This is a genomic window from Pigmentiphaga sp. H8 (assembly GCF_003854895.1).
Classification (GTDB): domain Bacteria; phylum Pseudomonadota; class Gammaproteobacteria; order Burkholderiales; family Burkholderiaceae_B; genus Pigmentiphaga.
In genome coordinates, this window is sequence record NZ_CP033966.1 from 3,760,009 (window position 1) to 3,776,140 (window position 16,132).

Below are 16,132 nucleotides of genomic sequence, written 5' to 3' on the forward strand. Positions count from 1 at the left end.
CCGCACTACGCAAAATTCCATCGCCGCCGGGCCGGGCCCGCGGTCAGGTCATGCTCAGTATCTGGGTGGCCGACCGCTGGTTCTGGTCGGTGTTCTGCATGAGCTGTATCTGCACGTCGTAGTGACGCGCCGCGGCGATCATGCCCACCATGGTTTCCACCGCGTTCACGTTGCTGCCCTCGAGCATGCCGCCCGCCACGCGCACCCCATCGGCCGCCGGCGCGATGCCGCCCTGGCGCAGGCGGAAAAGGCCGTCCGCGCCGCGCGCCAGCGTGTTCCCCGGCGGGTTCACCAGCTTGAGGTTGGCGATCTGCGCGGCCTGCACCCGGTCGACCTCGGGCACGGAGGAGATCGACCCGTCGGTATTGACCTGCACCTTGGTGTCGGGCGGAATCAGGATGGGTTCGCCATTCGGGTCCAGCACCGGGCGCCCGGCCACGTCGACCAGCATGCCGTCCGCCGTGGTCTGGAAGCCGCCGGCACGGGTATAGGCCTCGCCGCCGTCCGCCGTGCGCACGGCGAACCAGCCTTCGCCCTGGACCGCGACATCCAGCTCGCGCCCGGTCGCCATCATCGCGCCGGCCGACATGTCGGCGCCCGGCGTCGACTCGACCGCGTAGGCGCGCGTCCGCAAGCCCGGCCCGCCGACCACGGGCGCCGTCCGCTGGGCCGCGATCTCGGCCCGGAACCCCGGCGTCAGCGCGTTCGCCAGATTGTTGGTCTGCACGTCCTGGCGCCGCATCAGTTCACGGGCGCCGGTCGCGGCAATGTAAAGGGCCCTGTCCATCAGCGCATGTTGACCAGGGTCTGCATCAGCGAATCCTGGGTCTTGATCGTCTGCGCGTTGGCCTGGTAGACCCGTTGGGCGGTGATCATGTTCACCAGTTCACCGGTCAGGTCGACGTTGGCGTCTTCCAGCGCGCCCGAGGTCACGGTGCCGAAGTTGCTCGATCCCGGCACGCCGATGCGCGGGCCGCCGGACAGGATCGTTTCCAGGAAGTTGTTGCTGCCCGCCGAGACCAGGCCCTGCGGATTGACGAAGGACACCAGCGTGATCTGGCCTTGCGCCCGCGACTGCTGGTTGGAGTAGTTGGCCTTCAGGATGCCGTTCTCGTCGATCGTGAAGCTGGTCAGGCGTCCCGAGGTGTAGCCGTCCTGGCGCTGCAATTCGTTGCTGAATGCCTGCCCGGTCTGCGAAGTGGACGCCATGTTGTAGCTGATGTTCAGCGCGGTCGCGCCGGTACCCAGCGTGGCGGCGTCGACGTTGACCTGGAACACGCCGTTGTTCGAAGCCGCCAGGTCGATCTTGCCCGAGGCGTCGAACACCAGCGGCGCGCCGTTCGGCAATCCGTCGCCGTCGGTGTCGGTATTGGTGACGTTGCCGTTCAGCGCGGTATAGACCTCCCACTGGCCCGGTTCGCGCTTCACGTAGAACGTGGACAGCGTGTGCGTGTTGCCCAGCGAGTCGTAGACCGCGATGGACGTGGCATGGGTATAGGTGGTCGAGTCCTCGGGATCGAAGGGCTTGGCGGTGCCGTCGATCGGCTCGGCGCGGGAATCGAGCACCGAACCCTGCGTGACCTCGGAAGTGCCGCGGGCCTCGATCGAGCTGACCGTCAGCCGCAGCGGCTGCGGCTGGGCGGCATTGATGTTGCCATTGGCGTCGGCGACGTAGCCCGTCAGGCGCAGGCCGTTGGCATTGACCACGTAGCCGTTGGCGTCCAGGTGGAACTGGCCGTTGCGCGAATAGACGATGGACCCGGCGTTGTCCATGCGGAAGAAGCCTTCTCCCGAGATGGCGACGTCGAACGGATTGGACGTGACCGAGATCGCGCCCTGGGTGAACATCTGCGTGACGGAATTGAGCTTGGTACCGATACCGATGTTGTTGGAATAGGTGCCGAGCACCGTCGACGCGTAGACGTCGGCGAACTCGGCCCGCGCGGCCTTGAAGCCCACGGTGTTGGCGTTGGCGACGTTGTTGCCGATCACGTCGAGGTTCTTGCCGGCGGCGTTCAGGCCGCTCAATGCCTGTTGGAAGCTCATCGCAGGGTTCCTTGCACTATCTGATTCGGTATCCGGGAATTCGGGACGGGACGCAAGGCGCTACCAGACCTGGTAGACGTCGGACAGGTTGACGAGGTTGCCCTTGGCGTCGACGACCGTGGTCGATCCCGAGGACGGCCGCACCGACGTGATCTGGGTCACGCTCAGCGGCGGCGCGTTGCCCACCTGGGTGCCCTGCCCGACCAGCACCTCGAACTTGTAGTCGCCGTCCGGCAGCGTCTCGCCCTTCGCGTTCTTGCCGTCCCAGGTGAAGGTATGCACCCCGGCATCGACATCGGCCAGCGTCCTGCGCGCGACCTCGACGCCATCGGCGTTCTTCACGACCAGCTCGGCGTTCTCGACTGGAATGGTCAGCACATAGCCGCCCTCGGCCTTGCCCTCGGCCAGGGTCATCCCGTCGCCCGACAGCATGACCTTGCGGCCGATCAGCGACGCCGCCTGGGTGGCCTGCAGGCTGCCCATGCTGTAGCCCAGCCACTGCATGGTCGTGTTGAGCTGGCTGATGCCCGTGACGGTGCTGATCTGGGCCAGCTGCGACGTCAGCTCGGCATTGTCGAGCGGATTGAGCGGGTCCTGGTTGCGCATCTGCGCGGTCAGCATGGTCAGGAAGCGGTTGGACAGCTCCTCCGCGGACGAGGCGGCCAGGGAGCTGCCCGAGGCACCGGCCCCGGTGTTGCTGTTGACGTTGGAAACGGCCATGCGGATTCCTTGCCTGGGGCCTAGGTGCCCAGGGTCAGTGTTTTCTGCATCAAGGTCTTGGCAGTGTTCATGACCTCGACGTTGGTCTGGTAGGCGCGCGAGGCGGCGATCATGTCGACCATTTCATCGACGACCTCGACGTTCGGCATGCTGATGTAGCCTTCGGCGTCGGCCATGGGGTGCTTCGGATCGTAGATGCGCTTGGGCGGCGAGGGATCGGTCAGCACCTCGCGCACGCGCACGCCGTTGCCGCCGGCCACGGCGCCAGGAACGAGATAGGACTCGAACACCACCTTGCGGCCGCGGTAGACCTGGCCGTCCGGCCCGCTCACGCTCTCGGCGTTGGCGAGATTGCTGGCCACCGCGCTCAGGCGCTGGCTGTTGGCAGTCAGCGCCGACCCGGCGATCTCGAATGCCTTGCTCATCGACATGGGGATACCGCCTCGTTCAGTTGTTCTGGATCGCGCGCTGGAGCGTCTGGATCTGCCCGTTCAGCATGCGCAGCGCGGCGTCGTAGCGCAGAGCGTTGTCGGCGAACCGCGTGCGCTCCAGGTCGGGATCGACGGAGTTGCCGTCGATCGAGGCCTGGGCGGGCGTGCGGTACTTCAACGCCACCGGCAGGCCATCCCCGGCATCGCCTCGCAGATGGCGGGCATCCGTGGCCGACATCCGCAGCGGCGCCTGCGCGGCATCCACCTCGGGCGTGCCCGTGGCGGCCCGCAGCGCGGCGCCGAAATCGAAGTCGCGCGACTTGTAGTTGGGCGCCTCGGCATTGGCCAGGTTGGCCGCCAGGACCTCCTGGCGGCGGGCACGCAGCTCCAGGGCTTGCGTGTTGAACATCAGTTCGTCGCCTATGCGGCTGATCACATGACCTCCTGTACGTGCGGGCGGGCGCCGGGCCCTTTTCGCAGGTATCGCCATTATTCGGATTCCCTGCCACGGACAAAGGCGGAGTACGGCATCTTTTTCATCCTTGTTTTCACCTTCCGGCCACCGGGGCCGCGATAGAGTGTCGCGTCCCTCGAGAATCCCGGAGACTCGCTTCATGAAACGGTCCGGCCGCGCGGTCGCCGCGACGCTCCTGCTGGCCGCCCTGGCGCAGCTTCCCGCCTGGGCGGATACGCCCGCTACCTCGCCGTCCTCCGCCGACCTGATCGAGCGCGGCCGGCAACTGCTGGAAGCGCGCGCCGCCGCCGCGGCCGCCACGCTGGGAGGCCGCCTGGACATCCACATCCAGGAACAGGGCGCCGAACGCATCGCCCAGGCGCCGTGCACGCCCCTGGTTTTCCTGCCCGCCGGCGGCAGACCTACCGGCAAGACCTCCATCGGCCTGCGCTGCGCGCACCAGCCCTGGCAGATCCGCATCCCGGCCGAGGTGGCGCTGCTCGTGTCCGTGCCCGTGCCCAGCCGCCCCCTGCCCGCGGGGACCGTGCTGCGCGAAAGCGACTGGTCGCTGGCCGAGGTGAACGTGGCCGCCTGGCCCCGCGGCGTCGCCACCGACCCTCGCCAGCTGGAAGGCTCGACCGTCACGCGTCCGCTCAAGGCCGGCGACCCCATCCCGCCTACCGCCGTGCAGTCGCGCGCCCACCTGGGATCGGGCGACCCCGTGCAGGTGGTGCTGAACGGCGCGGGCTTCGTCATCAAGGCCACCGGCCGGATGCTGCACGCGGCCAGCCCGGGCCAGACCGCGCGCGTCCAGCTCGACTCGGGCCGTACGGTGGCGGGCATCCTGCGCGAAGACCGGGAGATCGAGGTCAACCTCTAGCGGTTGGCGCCTGTGTTTCAAATCGCCACGCGGTGCTTACATCCTGTAGCGCAATAGGCCCATGCCCGGCACGCCGGTGCTAAAGTTCGGCACGCAGGCGCCGATAATTGCCTCATCTGCCGGGGTTGGCGCGACCACTCCACAGCGGCAGCAAGATGGAGTCAACGTGAAGATCACGCAAAAGGGTCCCGATTCAATCAAGGTTTCCCGGCCCGCCCAGGGCACGGAAACCCGCTCCGCGACGCCCGCTCCGGCGCTCGCGAGCGGATCGCAACCCGCCCAGGTCCAGTTGTCGTCGCTGGCCGCCAGCCAGTTGTCGGCGGGCGAGGCCCCCTTCAATGCCGAGAACGTCGAGCGCATCAAGCAGGCCATCCGTAACGGCGAATTCACCGTGAACGCCGAGGTCGTGGCCGACCGCCTGCTGGAAATCGAAAGCGGCCTGGCGCGCCAGCCATGACGCCCGAGGAATTTTCGCAAATCGTCGAACGCTGCAGTACCGCCGGCCAGGCGCTGGCGCAGGCCGTTGCCGGCATGGACACCCAGCGCATCGACGCCGCCACCCAGGACCTGAGCCTGCGCGTGCTGGACGTGCAGCGCGCCATCCCGCGCGCCCTGCCCGGCCTGCAATCGGCACGGCCGGAAGTGCGGCAGGCCTGGCGCGAACGACTGGCCAAGGCCGCCCATCCGCTGAAGATCGGCGTGGAACTGGCCACGCTCAATACCGTCTCGGCCTCGGTCCGCTACGCGGCGCTGGCGCGCATCAGCGGCGCCGACCTGTCCTACTCCGCCTCCGGCCAGTTGTCGCGCTGACCGGCATCACGCCGGCGGCTAGCGCCCCCACTCCTTCAGGCGCGTACGCAGGCGCGACACCGCCTGCGAATGCAGCTGGCAGATCCGCGATTCGGTCACGCCCAGCACCGCGGCGATCTCCTTGAAGTTCATTTCCTGCTCGTAGTACATGCCCATCACCAGCTTCTCTCGCTCGGGCAGGCGCTCGATGCCGTTGACCACGGCCTCGCGGAAGCGGCGGTCCGACAGACGGGCCTGGGGATCGCCCGCGCCGTCGGCCGGCATGTGCCGGTCCAGGTAGTCGTCGGCATCCTCGCCGCTGTCCAGGTCCTCGTAGTGGAACAGCTGCACGCCCCGGGCGTCGGCCAGCATCTGCTGGTAGTCGCCCAGCTCCACCTCGAGTTCGGCCGCCATCTCGGTGTCGGTGGGCGATCGACCCAGCTTCTGCTCGCTGCGGTGCATGGCCGCCTCAATCTTGCGCTGGACCTGCCGGACACTGCGCGGCAGCCAGTCACCCCGGCGCAATTCGTCAAGCATCGCGCCGCGTATGCGCTGAGTGGCGTAGGTCTCGAATTGCGCGCCCAGCCCTTCCTCGAAGCGGCCCAGCGCATCGAGCAGGCCCAGCATGCCGGCCTGGATCAGGTCCTCGATCTGCACACTGGCGGGCAACCGCGCCACCATGTGGTGAGCCATGCGGCGCACCATGGGCACGTACTGTTCGACGTTCGTCTCGCGCGCCAGGGTTCCTTCACGCGTATACATTCATCTCTCGCTGGCCAGGTTCGGGGCGGAAATACATGGGCCTCATGGTCAGGCCCGCTCCGGTTGCGAAGGTGTCGATTCGATCGGAGGTACCGCCGGCGCGCACGCCCAATCGAGTTCCTCGGCCTCGAGCGCGAACACCGGCGCATTGCGCACGCGCAGCGCCCGATGCACCAGGAGCCGCGCGTTGGCGACATGGATGTCCTCGGGCACGCGCTGGCCGTTGGTCATGTAGTGCAGCGGCACGCGATGGCGAATGGCCGCGTCCAGCACACCGCCCAGGCGCACGGCTTCGTCCAGCTTGGACACCACCATGCCCGCCAGCCCGCCGGCCGAATAGCCGTTCACGATGTCCTCGGCCTGCTCGGCGTGCGAACCGCCGGGTATCACCAGCAACCGCTTGACGCCTTCGGCGGAGATGGCCTGCAGGTGGCGCGCCATGTGCGTATCGCGCTGGCTCACGCCTGCCGTATCGATCAGCACCAGCTTGCGGTCCGTCATGCTGGCCAGCAGGACGTCGAGGTCGCTCGCGCCCTTCGCGGCGTACACCTCCACCCCGAGGATGCGGCCGAAGGTATGGAGCTGGTCCACCGCGCCGATGCGGTTCTGGTCGGTCGAGATCAGCCCCAGCGCGCCGGCGCCGTACCTGACCACGCAATGGGCCGCGATCTTGGCGGTGGTGGTCGTCTTGCCCACGCCCGTGGGGCCGACGATGGCATAGCGCCCGCCTTGCGCGACGATGCTGGCCTCGGCATCGACGCAGGCCAGGTTGCGGACCAGCACCTCGGCCAGCCATCGATCGACCTCGTCCACCCCCTGCGTGGCCGGCAGGCGCGAGGCGACGCTGCGCGCCAGCTCCGGCGTGAAACCGCAATCGACCATGCGCCGCCATAGCTCGCGGCGCAGCGGGTGGCGCTGGGTGCTGTCGCGCCACGCCATCGCATCCATCTGATGCGCCAACCAGTCGCGCATCGAACGCATCTCGCTGACGATGGGATCGGCCACCCGGCTCGCCAGTTCGGCACGATCCTGCTCATCCAGCCGTGCCGTCACCGCGGCGGGGACTGCCGGCCTGGCGGGCGCGGCGGGCCGGGCCGGACGCTCGACGGGCCCGCCCGCGCGCGGCGCGGCACGCTTGTCCGCGGGCGGGCGGCTCGCGCCCAGGCGCAGCACGGGCTTGTCCGCACCGCCCTCGGCGGCGGCCACCGCCATCGCGTGCGCCGGATCGGCATAGTCGCCGCCCGCGCGCACCAGATGCGAAATCTGGCCTTCCTGCAAGCGCGGCCACTCGGCGCGCGGAGGCTCCGATACCGCGGCTTCCGGCGGCACCGGGGGGGCCGGGGCCGCGCGCTCGGCCGTCTCGTCATGCAGCGCCAGCACGCGAGCCGCTGGCGACAGACGCACGGACTCGTCTTCCATGTCGTCCCACAGGGCCGGCCGGATCGCCTGCTCTCCCTGGGGAGCGTCGGCCGCCGGCGCCGAAGCGACGGCCGCATGGGCCACTTCGCCCCCGACCTCGTCGGCCGTGGGCATGTCCTGCGCGCGGATGCCGACCACCTCGACTCCCGCCGTGGTGCGCCGGGTCGACACGATCATGGCATCGGCCCCCAGCGCCTCGCGCATCATGCGCAGGCAATCCCGCGTGGAGGCAGCGATGAATTTGCGGAACTTCATGGAGCGGGCACCTGGAGGCTAGAAAGGATGGACATGCTCAACGCCCTCCCAGCGTCAACGCGACGCGGATCAGGCGGGATTCGGGAATCTCGGAATGCGCCAGCACCTTCAGGCGCGGCACGGAACGGCGGAAGAAGCGCGCCAGCGCCAGGCGCAGGCGGTCGGGCACGAGCAGCGCGACGGGCTTGCCCACGGCATCCATCTTCTCGACCGCGGCCGCGGCTTCGCTCAGCAGGCGCTCGGCCAGGCCCGGCTCGATGGCGCCGATCTCGCCGGCCTTGGAGCTGATGGTCTGGAGTATGCGTTCCAGCTCGGGATCCAGCGCCAGCACGTCGACTTCGCCGTTGGCGCCGAAGATGCCCTGGGTGATGGCACGCCCCAGCGCGACCCGCACGGCCCCCACCAGCTCGACCGGATCCTGGGTATGGACCGCGTGCTCGGACAAGGTCTCGACGATGGTGCCGAAGTCGCGGATGTGCACCCCTTCGTCCAGCAGCGACTGCAGGACCCGTTGCAGCGTGGCCATCGAGATCAGCTTGGGCACCAGGTCTTCCAGCAGCTTGGGCGTGCCGCGCGTGAAGTGGTCGCACAGCGCCTGCAGCTCGGCGCGGCCCAGCAGATCCGCCGCATGGTTGTGCAGGAGATGGGAAAGATGGGTGGCGATGACGGTACCGATGTCGACCACGGTATAGCCGGCCGCCTGCGCCGCCTCGCGCGCCGTGGCCTCGATCCACAGCGCCGGCAGCCCGAACGCCGGGTCCCGCGTGGGCGAGCCCGGGATCTCGCGCGTCACGCGGCCCGGATTGATGGCCAGGAAGCCGCCGGTCTGCACCTCGCCCTCGCCGATCGCCACGCCCTTGAGGGTGATGCGGTAGCCCCCGGGACGCAGTTCGAGGTTGTCGCGGATGTGCACCGCCGCCGGCAGGAAGCCGACGTCCTGGGCGAACTTCTTGCGCAGGGCCTTGATGCGTTTCAGCAGATCGCCGTCGCCGGTCTTGTCCACCAGCGGGATGAGCCGGTAGCCGACCTCCAGCCCCACCGTATCGACCTGGGTGACGTCGTCCCAGCTGGCCTCTTGCGCCTCGGCCGGCTCGTCCACCACGGGCGGCGCGGCGGCCGTCTCGGCCTGGCGCCGGCGCAGCCGCGCCATGCGCCAGGACAACCCGCCCAGGCCCGCCGCCAGGGTCAGGAACGCCAGATTGGGCATGCCCGGCACCAGGCCCAGCATGCCGATGATCGCGGCCGACAGGGCGATCGCCTGCGGCGTGCCGAGCAACTGCTTGCCCACCTCGGTGCCGATGTCCTCGCCCTCGCCCACCCGGGACACGATCAGGCCGGCGGCGATGGACACCAGCAGCGCCGGCACCTGCGCGACCAGGCCGTCGCCGATGGACAGCAGCACGTAGGCGCGTCCGGCTTCCGCGAAGCTCAGATCATGCTGGCCCACGCCGATCAACAGCCCGCCGATGATGTTCACGAACAGGATCAGGATGCCGGCGATGGCATCCCCGCGCACGAACTTCGAGGCGCCGTCCATCGCGCCGTAGAAATCGGCCTCCTGCGCCACGTCGGTACGGCGCTTGCGGGCGGTGGCCTCGTCGATCAGCCCGGCGTTCAGGTCGGCGTCGATTGCCATCTGCTTGCCCGGCATGGCATCCAGCGTGAAGCGGGCCGAGACCTCGGCGATGCGGCCCGCGCCCTTGGTGACCACGACGAAGTTGATGATGACCAGCACCAGGAACACGACCACGCCCACGGCGAAGTTGCCGCCCACCAGGAACTGCCCGAAGGCCTCGATCACCTTGCCCGCGGCGTCGGGACCGCTGTGCCCGTGCAGCAGCACCACCCGCGTGGACGCCACGTTCAGGGACAGGCGCAGCAGCGTGGTGACCAGGATCACGCTGGGAAAGACTGCGAAATCCAGCGGCCGCTTCGTGTAGGTAGCCACCATCAGCACCAGCAGCGAGATCGCGATGTTGAAGGTGAACAGCAGATCCAGCATCAGCGGCGGCAGGGGCAGCAGCATCATTCCCAGCACGAGCAGGATGAAGGCCGGCATGCCCAGCTCGCGCAGCTGCGCCGAATTGAACTCCAGCCCTCCCAGCTTCAGGCTGCGGCCGCTCATGCCCGGCCTCCGCGGCGCAGCGGCGCGTCATCCAGCGGGTCCCATCCCGCCGGGATCTCGACCGGCTGCAGCTCGGGAGGCGGCCCGGACACGTAGTCGCGCAACTGATAGACGTGGGCCAGCACCTGGGCCACGGCCCGGTACAGCGCCACCGGGACTTCCTGGTCGATGTCGGCATGGCGGTACAAGGCCCGGGCCAGCCTAGGACTCTCCAGCACGGCCACCTTGTGCTGTCCGGCCAGCTCTCGGATCCGCGCGGCAACCGCGTCCGCCCCCTTGGCCACCACGCGCGGCGCCCCCATCCGCTTGTCGTCGTACTTCAGCGCGACCGCATAGTGGGTCGGGTTGGTCACCACCACGTCGGCCGAGGGCACCGACTGCATCATGCGCGAGCGCGCCCGATCGCGCTGCAACTGGCGGATACGGCCCTTCACATGGGGATCGCCCTCGGTTTCCTTGTTCTCCTGCTTGGCCTCCTCGAAGGTCATGCGCAGGTTCTTGTGGTGGTTCCACCACTGCAGCGGCACGTCGGCCGCCGCGATCACGAACAGCGCGCCGGCCAGCACCAGCGCGTGATTGGACAGCATCCCGCCCAGTTCGGCCAGGGCGCGCGGCGGCGACGGCAGGACCAGCGCCAGCCAGCCCTGGGCGCCGTGCCAGACCAGCAGGCCGGCCACGCCGCCCAGCACCAGGACCTTGAGGATGGATTTGCCCAGCTCGCCCAGTCCGGCCAGGGAAAAGATGCGGCCAAAGCCCTTGAGCGGCGACAACCGGCTGAAATCGGGACCCAGCGCCTTGCCGGACAACACCAGTCCGCCCAGGCCGATCGAACCCAGGATGCCCGCGGCCATGCCGGCGGCCAGGATGGGGGAGATCGCCAGCAGCGCATCGGCCAGGGCCTCGTTCAGCGACTTGAGCAGCATGGCATCATCGCGCGTGGTGGCGGCCGTGCCCGCCGCCGTGGTGAACGCGGTCTTCATCCAGGTCATCGCGCGATCGGCGATGCCCGCCCCCGCCATGGCCAGCACCGCCACGCAGGCGAAGGTCGCCACGGCACCCGACAGGTCGCGCGAACGCGCGACGCGCCCTTCCTCTCGGGCCTGGTCCAGCCGCCGCTGGGATGGCGCCAGGGTTTTTTCCTGGCCGCTTTCCTGGTTATCTGCCACGGTATTCCGGATATCGACGAACACCGGCGCGCTATCCGCGCTCCGGGAGCCTTACGCCGGCCGGGCGCACGTGCGCCGCCCAGCCATGCAGGCGTATGGATTATTCGCGATAGCCCGCCCGGACAAAGCCCGAAACAGACACCGGAAAGCGACGCTACTCCCGCCCGGGGCGTGTGTGTCGGCGCCGGGGGGTCAAAACACCCCTTCGAGCAGTTGTTTCATTTCCAGGACCAGCACCAGCGTGCCGTCGCCGGACAGGGTGGCGCCGGCCACGCCCTTGGGATGGATGCCCTCCAGCGGCTTGATCATGACCTCGTCCTGGCCGATGAAACCATCCACGCCCAGGATCAGCTGGCGTTCGCCGTAGGCCAGGACAACGGCCAGCGATGGCGGTTCTTCGCGCTGGCGGCCGAGCAGGACGGCCAGGTCGATGACGGGAAGGATCTCGCCGCGTATGGTCAGGGCCTGGTTGCTGCCCACCGTGTGCATTTCCTCCTGGCGCAGCGGGATGATCTCGCGCACGACGGACAGCGGGATCGCGTAGGGCTGGTCCACCAGCTTGAGCATCAGCACGGGCAGGATGGCCAGCGTAAGCGGCAGCGAGATCACGATGTGCGATCCCATGCCCGGCGCGGACTGGATGTCGATCTGCCCCTTGAGCTTCTCGATGTTGGTCTTGACCACGTCCATGCCGACGCCCCGCCCCGACAGGTCGCTGACCTCGCTGCGGGTGGAGAACCCCGGCAGGAAGATCAGTTGCAGGCAATGGGCATTGTCCAGCACGGCGGCGTCTTCCGCGCTGATGACGCCCTTCTCGATGGCCTTGCGGCGGATGACGTCGGGATCCATGCCGCGGCCGTCGTCCGACACCTCGATCACGATGGAGTCACCCGTCTGGCGGGCCGACAGGTGCACCGTGCCACGCGCGGGCTTGCCCACCGAGCGGCGCTCGACCATGGTCTCGATGCCATGATCGACGGCGTTGCGGATCAGGTGCACCAGCGGATCGTTCAATTCGTCCAGGATGGTCTTGTCGACCTCGGTCTCGCCGCCGGTGATGTTCAGTTCCACGTCCTTGCCCAACTGGCGGGCCAGGTCGCGCGCCAGGCGGGAATACTTCTGGAACACCCGGCCGACCGGCTGCATGCGCGCCATCATGACGGCCGACTGCAGGTCGGAAACCAGCGTGTCCAACTGGCTGAAGACGGCGTCCAGCGTCTCGGCCGCCGCGTCGTCCCGGCGGCTGGCGCCCAGGAGCGCGTCGCGCAGGCAGGACAGGCGGTTCTTGGTCAGGCCGATCTCGCCCGACAGGTTCAGGATCTGGTCGAAGCGCGCCGTGTCCACGCGTATCGTCGCGTCCTTGGCCACGGCCTGCGCGCCGCCCACGGGGGCCAGCATCTCGGGGCGATAAGGCCGCGACGACGCCGCCGCGCCGGCTTCCTGGACAACCGGGGCGGCCCCGGCCTCCATGCCGGGCGGATCGCCGAACGCCGCGCGGTAGTAGCCCAGCCAGTCCGGTTCGCCGTCGGCTTGCGCGGCGGGCGCCGCGGCATGGGCCAGCACGCGCGCGGCCTCGGCCGCGGCGCCCGCCGGCAGGGACTCCGTCCGCAGCGTGCTGGTGTCGACGGTCTCACCCTTGGCCGCGGCCTCCAGCGCGAGCAGCAGCCCGGCGGGTGCCGCCTCGGGCATCGCGCCGCGCTCCATTTCCGAGAACATGCGCCGCACCTCGCCGGTCGCCGCCAGGATCACGTCCATGATTTCCGGCGTGATGCGCAGCGAGCCGCCGCGCAGCAGGTCCAGCAGATTCTCGCCCCGGTGGCACAGCTCCACCAGCGGCGTCGCCTCGAGGAACCCGGCTCCGCCCTTGACGGTGTGGAAGCCGCGGAACACCTGGTTGAGCAGGCCGGCGTCGTCGGGGCGCTGTTCCAGCTCGACCAGGCCGATATCGACGTCGTCGAGCAGGTCCGAGGCCTCGGTCAGGAAGTCGGCAAGCAGGTCCTGCATGTCGGAGAAGGCTGACACTCGTTTACTCGCTCAAAAGCCCAGGCTTTCCAGCAGATCGTCGACCTGCGCCTGGTTGGCCACCACGTCGTCGCGGCTGGAGGCATCGATGACGGGACCGTTCATCCATTCGCTCTGCGCGGCGTTGCGTTTGTCCGCAGGCGTGCTCTCGATCAGCAGCTTGACCAGTTCGTCCTCGAAGTCCTGGGCGAGCTTGAGCACCTTCTGGATGACCTGGCCGGTCAGGTCATGGAAATCCTGGGCCATCATGATGTCGGTCAGCAGCGCCTGGGTGGCGCGCGCGTCTTCCTGCGCGCGGTCCAGGAACGCGCTGGTGTCGGCCGCCACCTGCTTGAAGTCGTCGACCCCCAGCCGGCGATCGTACAGTTCGCGCCACTGTCCGCTCAGGCGCGCGCCTTCCCGCTCCACGCCGTCCTGGATCTCCTGCCCCTTCTCGACGTTGGACAGGGCGCGCTCGGCGGCCTGGCCGGTCAGCCGCGCGATGTAGTCCAGGCGCTGGCGCGTGTCGGGCAGCGAATGGACGGCCTGCTCCACTTTCTGGTGGTAGCCCAGCTCGCGCAGCGCGTCGTGCAGCTGCCGGGTCAGCATGCCGACCCGCTGGTAGAACTCCGGCGACTGCTCGGACGCCGCTTCGCCCCCGCTCTCGGCCGCCTGCACGGCCGGAGCCGCGTCGGCCGCCGGTTCGGCATCGAGCCTGGCCAGGGTTTCGGACGAGATCTGGTCGAACAGCGCTTCGAGGTCTTCGGTATCGCCGGTATGGGCCATTACGTGCTCCCGCTCATTTTCTGGACGATCTTGGTCAGTTTCTCTTCCAGCGTCGCCTTGGTGAAGGGCTTGACGATGTAGCCGTTCGCTCCGATCTGGGCGGCCAGCACGATGTCTTCCTTCTTGGCCTCGGCCGTCACCAGCAGCACGGGCAGCTTCTTGAGCTGGTCGTCGGCGCGGATTTCGCGCAGCAGCTCGAAGCCGTTCATGTTCGGCATGTTGATGTCGCTGACCACGAAATTGAACAGGCCGCTGCGCAGCTTGCTCAGGGCGATCTGGCCGTCCTCGGCCTCGTCGGCGTTGTTGTAGCCGAGTTCCTTCAAGAGATTGCGGACGATGCGCCGCATCGTCGAGAAATCGTCGACGATAAGGAACTTCAAATCGTCAGGCTTCATTTGCTCCCTTTCTGGCCTTGATGTGTGTGAGTTGAGCGGCGATCATACTAGCCAGTTCCGAGGGGTGGAATTTCGCGACATAGGCATCGACGCCCACCTGCTGCCCGAGCTTCTTGTTGGCCACCGACGACAGCGACGAATGCATCACGACGGGAATCTTCGCGAAGCGGGGATCCGATTTGATATGGCGGGTCAGCACGTAGCCGTCCATCTCGGGCATCTCGGCGTCGACCAGGATCAGCCCCAGCATCAGGTCCAGCGGCAGCTTCTCCGCCTCGGCCCGGGCCGCGATGCCCTTGAGCTTGTCCCAGGCGTCGGCGCCGTTGGTGGCGTGCTGGTGCGGCAGCCCCATGCGATCCAGCACTTCCGTGATCTTCTTGCGCGCCAGCGAGGAATCGTCGGCGAAGAACACGTTCGCCTTGATGTCGGCGTCGACCTGCTGGATCTCGGACGGAATCTTGTCCTCGCCGATGACCGAGGCCAGGATCTGCTCGACATCCAGGATGGATACCAGCTTGCCGTCGGCCAGCTCGGTCAGCGCCGTCATGAACGAGGTGTTGTTCGAGGGCATGGACTGCGGCGACTTGACCTTGTCCCAGTCGATGCGCACGATGCGGTCCACGTCGGCCACCAGGAAAGCCTGGGTGTGGCTGGAGAACTCGGTGATCAGCAGCTTGGTGCGCGGCGCGTCGACCTGCATGTTGATGGTGGTGGCCAGGTCGATGACGGGCAGGATCGCGCCGCGCAGCGAAATGATGCCCTCCACCCCGCGCGGCACGTTCGGCGTCCGGGTGATCGGGATCGTCTCGCAGACCTCGCGCACCTTGAACACGTTGATGCCGAAGACCTCGCTGCCGCCCAGCGAGAACAGCAGCAGCTCCATCTTGTTGGAACCGGCCAGCCGGGCCTTCTCGTCCACCATTTCCATCAACCGATTGTCACCGGCACCCATAGCATCCTCCATACCGACCGGCCCAAGCCGGCCCAGTGATCATTGCGATTCGAGAGCGGACACCCGCAGCGGCGTCCCGTCGTTCAAGCTGCCGGGAATGGCAGGTACATCGACATAAACGCCGCCTTTCTTGAGAAATTCCTCGCTGCGCTTGTTCAGCACCACGATACTGATGCGCCGGTTCTCGGCCGCCTTCACGTCGGCGCGGTTGAACGGCACGGAATCCGACAGCCCCACCACCCGCAGCGCCTTGCCCTCCTGCATCCCGGCCGTCAGCATCTCGCGCCGTGCCGCGTTGGCGCGGTCGGCCGACAGTTCCCAGTTGCTGTAGCCGCCATTGCCGCCGGCATACGGCGTCGAATCGGTGTGGCCGGAAATCGAGATCTTGTTCTCGACGCCGTTCAGCACGCGGGCCAGCTCATCCAGGATGACGCGGCTGTAGTCCTTGAGCACGGTCTTGCCGGTATCGAACATGGGCCGGTTCTTCTCGTCCACGATCTGGATCCGCAGTCCTTCATCGGTGAAGTCCAGCAGGATCTGGTCCTTGAACTGCGTCAGCGTGGGCTGCGTGAAGATCAGGCTCTCGAGTTCCGACTTCAGGCCTTCGAGCTTGCGGTGCTCGCGCGCTTCCTGCTCCGCGTCGCTGGCGCGGCGCTGGGGCGTGATGCGGGGGCTCATGTGCTGGCCGCCCGTCAACACGCTGACCGGATCCCCCGCCACGCTGCCCGACGTGACCGCCACGCGCAGCGGCGTACGGAAATATTCGGAGATGCCTTCCAGGTCGGCCTGGGCCGAGGTCGTCAGCAGCCACATCAGCAGGAAGAAGGCCATCATGGCGGTGACGAAGTCGGCATAGGCGATCTTCCACATGCCCGCGCCATGGGACTTGCCGGCCCGTTTGCGGGACCGCCTGATGATGATCGGCGCTGCGCCGTCCTTGCCTGCCATGAT

At 68.1% G+C, this 16,132-nt stretch carries 17 protein-coding genes; 3 read left to right on the forward strand and 14 right to left on the reverse strand.

Annotated elements, in window-relative coordinates:
• Positions 1–43: 43 nt before the first annotated feature.
• The 5 genes from flgF to flgB are packed head-to-tail and all read right to left on the reverse strand — an operon-like array spanning position 44 to position 3,633.
• Positions 44–787 carry a flagellar basal-body rod protein FlgF gene (flgF, locus tag EGT29_RS17730; RefSeq protein WP_124690211.1) on the reverse strand — a complete coding sequence of 248 codons (744 nt, stop codon included), beginning with the start codon at positions 785–787 and terminating at the stop codon, positions 44–46.
• Positions 787–2,046, reverse strand: coding sequence for a flagellar hook protein FlgE (gene flgE / locus EGT29_RS17735; protein ID WP_124690212.1), 1,260 nt, complete (start codon positions 2,044–2,046; stop codon positions 787–789). The genes flgF and flgE overlap by 1 nt, the downstream gene beginning before the upstream one ends.
• Before the next feature lie 60 nt (positions 2,047–2,106).
• On the reverse strand, positions 2,107–2,766 hold the full coding sequence (locus EGT29_RS17740) for a flagellar hook assembly protein FlgD (protein WP_124690213.1): 660 nt from the start codon (positions 2,764–2,766) through the stop codon (positions 2,107–2,109).
• Between the two features lie 20 nt (positions 2,767–2,786).
• Positions 2,787–3,197 (reverse strand): flagellar basal body rod protein FlgC, encoded by a 411-nt coding sequence (gene flgC / locus EGT29_RS17745; RefSeq protein WP_124690214.1) that lies wholly within the window; start codon positions 3,195–3,197, stop codon positions 2,787–2,789.
• Positions 3,198–3,213: 16 nt separating this feature from the next.
• Positions 3,214–3,633, reverse strand: coding sequence for a flagellar basal body rod protein FlgB (gene flgB / locus EGT29_RS17750; RefSeq protein WP_124690215.1), 420 nt, complete (start codon positions 3,631–3,633; stop codon positions 3,214–3,216).
• Positions 3,634–3,811: 178 nt separating this feature from the next.
• On the opposite strand from flgB, the gene flgA reads away from it, so the two are divergent.
• The 3 genes from flgA (at position 3,812) to EGT29_RS17765 (ending at position 5,341) form a co-directional block, all read left to right on the forward strand.
• A complete protein-coding gene (gene flgA / locus EGT29_RS17755) occupies positions 3,812–4,531 on the forward strand; it encodes a flagellar basal body P-ring formation chaperone FlgA (RefSeq protein WP_124690216.1) in 720 nt (239 codons plus the stop codon).
• A 166-nt stretch (positions 4,532–4,697) separates the two neighbouring features.
• Positions 4,698–4,988: a flagellar biosynthesis anti-sigma factor FlgM gene (flgM, locus tag EGT29_RS17760; RefSeq protein ID WP_161567859.1), complete on the forward strand. Its 291-nt coding sequence runs from the start codon at positions 4,698–4,700 to the stop codon at positions 4,986–4,988.
• A complete protein-coding gene (locus EGT29_RS17765) occupies positions 4,985–5,341 on the forward strand; it encodes a hypothetical protein (RefSeq protein ID WP_124690218.1) in 357 nt (118 codons plus the stop codon). The genes flgM and EGT29_RS17765 overlap by 4 nt, the downstream gene beginning before the upstream one ends.
• A gap of 18 nt (positions 5,342–5,359) precedes the next feature.
• Here EGT29_RS17765 and EGT29_RS17770 read toward each other — a convergent pair whose 3' ends face one another.
• The 9 genes from EGT29_RS17770 to motB all read right to left on the reverse strand — a co-directional run bounded on the left by EGT29_RS17770 (position 5,360) and on the right by motB (position 16,129).
• Positions 5,360–6,082, reverse strand: coding sequence for an RNA polymerase sigma factor FliA (locus EGT29_RS17770; protein WP_124690219.1), 723 nt, complete (start codon positions 6,080–6,082; stop codon positions 5,360–5,362).
• Between the two features lie 48 nt (positions 6,083–6,130).
• A complete protein-coding gene (gene flhF, locus EGT29_RS17775; RefSeq protein ID WP_124690220.1) occupies positions 6,131–7,756 on the reverse strand; it encodes a flagellar biosynthesis protein FlhF in 1,626 nt (541 codons plus the stop codon).
• A gap of 37 nt (positions 7,757–7,793) precedes the next feature.
• The gene (gene flhA, locus EGT29_RS17780) at positions 7,794–9,881 is read right to left on the reverse strand and encodes a flagellar biosynthesis protein FlhA (RefSeq protein ID WP_124690221.1); all 2,088 of its coding nucleotides are present in this window, start codon (positions 9,879–9,881) and stop codon (positions 7,794–7,796) included.
• On the reverse strand, positions 9,878–11,047 hold the full coding sequence (flhB, locus tag EGT29_RS17785) for a flagellar biosynthesis protein FlhB (RefSeq protein ID WP_161567860.1): 1,170 nt from the start codon (positions 11,045–11,047) through the stop codon (positions 9,878–9,880). The genes flhA and flhB overlap by 4 nt, the downstream gene beginning before the upstream one ends.
• Positions 11,048–11,239: 192 nt before the next feature.
• Positions 11,240–13,069 (reverse strand): chemotaxis protein CheA, encoded by a 1,830-nt coding sequence (locus EGT29_RS17790; protein ID WP_124690223.1) that lies wholly within the window; start codon positions 13,067–13,069, stop codon positions 11,240–11,242.
• 12 nt (positions 13,070–13,081) lie between these two features.
• Positions 13,082–13,834: a protein phosphatase CheZ gene (locus EGT29_RS17795; RefSeq protein WP_124690224.1), complete on the reverse strand. Its 753-nt coding sequence runs from the start codon at positions 13,832–13,834 to the stop codon at positions 13,082–13,084.
• Positions 13,834–14,229, reverse strand: coding sequence for a chemotaxis response regulator CheY (gene cheY, locus EGT29_RS17800; protein ID WP_087841488.1), 396 nt, complete (start codon positions 14,227–14,229; stop codon positions 13,834–13,836). Before cheY ends, EGT29_RS17795 begins: the two co-directional genes overlap by 1 nt.
• Positions 14,219–15,181 carry a chemotaxis protein gene (locus tag EGT29_RS17805; protein ID WP_124690225.1) on the reverse strand — a complete coding sequence of 321 codons (963 nt, stop codon included), beginning with the start codon at positions 15,179–15,181 and terminating at the stop codon, positions 14,219–14,221. Before EGT29_RS17805 ends, cheY begins: the two co-directional genes overlap by 11 nt.
• Before the next feature lie 39 nt (positions 15,182–15,220).
• Positions 15,221–16,129, reverse strand: coding sequence for a flagellar motor protein MotB (gene motB, locus EGT29_RS17810; protein WP_124690226.1), 909 nt, complete (start codon positions 16,127–16,129; stop codon positions 15,221–15,223).
• Positions 16,130–16,132 lie beyond the last annotated feature (3 nt).

Excerpts from the sequence above, each read along its gene's own strand:
- flgA (WP_124690216.1), top strand. The coding sequence starts at position 3,812 with ATGAAACGGTCCGGCCGCGCGGTCGCCGCGACGCTCCTGCTGGCCGCC.
- EGT29_RS17765 (WP_124690218.1), top strand. The coding sequence starts at position 4,985 with ATGACGCCCGAGGAATTTTCGCAAATCGTCGAACGCTGCAGTACCGCC.
- EGT29_RS17795 (WP_124690224.1), bottom strand. The coding sequence starts at position 13,834 with ATGGCCCATACCGGCGATACCGAAGACCTCGAAGCGCTGTTCGACCAG.
- flhF (WP_124690220.1), bottom strand. The coding sequence starts at position 7,756 with ATGAAGTTCCGCAAATTCATCGCTGCCTCCACGCGGGATTGCCTGCGC.
- flgF (WP_124690211.1), bottom strand. The coding sequence starts at position 787 with ATGGACAGGGCCCTTTACATTGCCGCGACCGGCGCCCGTGAACTGATG.
- flgE (WP_124690212.1), bottom strand. The coding sequence starts at position 2,046 with ATGAGCTTCCAACAGGCATTGAGCGGCCTGAACGCCGCCGGCAAGAAC.
- EGT29_RS17770 (WP_124690219.1), bottom strand. The coding sequence starts at position 6,082 with ATGTATACGCGTGAAGGAACCCTGGCGCGCGAGACGAACGTCGAACAG.
- flgC (WP_124690214.1), bottom strand. The coding sequence starts at position 3,197 with ATGTCGATGAGCAAGGCATTCGAGATCGCCGGGTCGGCGCTGACTGCC.
- EGT29_RS17740 (WP_124690213.1), bottom strand. The coding sequence starts at position 2,766 with ATGGCCGTTTCCAACGTCAACAGCAACACCGGGGCCGGTGCCTCGGGC.
- motB (WP_124690226.1), bottom strand. The coding sequence starts at position 16,129 with ATGGCAGGCAAGGACGGCGCAGCGCCGATCATCATCAGGCGGTCCCGC.
- EGT29_RS17805 (WP_124690225.1), bottom strand. The coding sequence starts at position 15,181 with ATGGGTGCCGGTGACAATCGGTTGATGGAAATGGTGGACGAGAAGGCC.
- cheY (WP_087841488.1), bottom strand. The coding sequence starts at position 14,229 with ATGAAGCCTGACGATTTGAAGTTCCTTATCGTCGACGATTTCTCGACG.
- flhA (WP_124690221.1), bottom strand. The coding sequence starts at position 9,881 with ATGAGCGGCCGCAGCCTGAAGCTGGGAGGGCTGGAGTTCAATTCGGCG.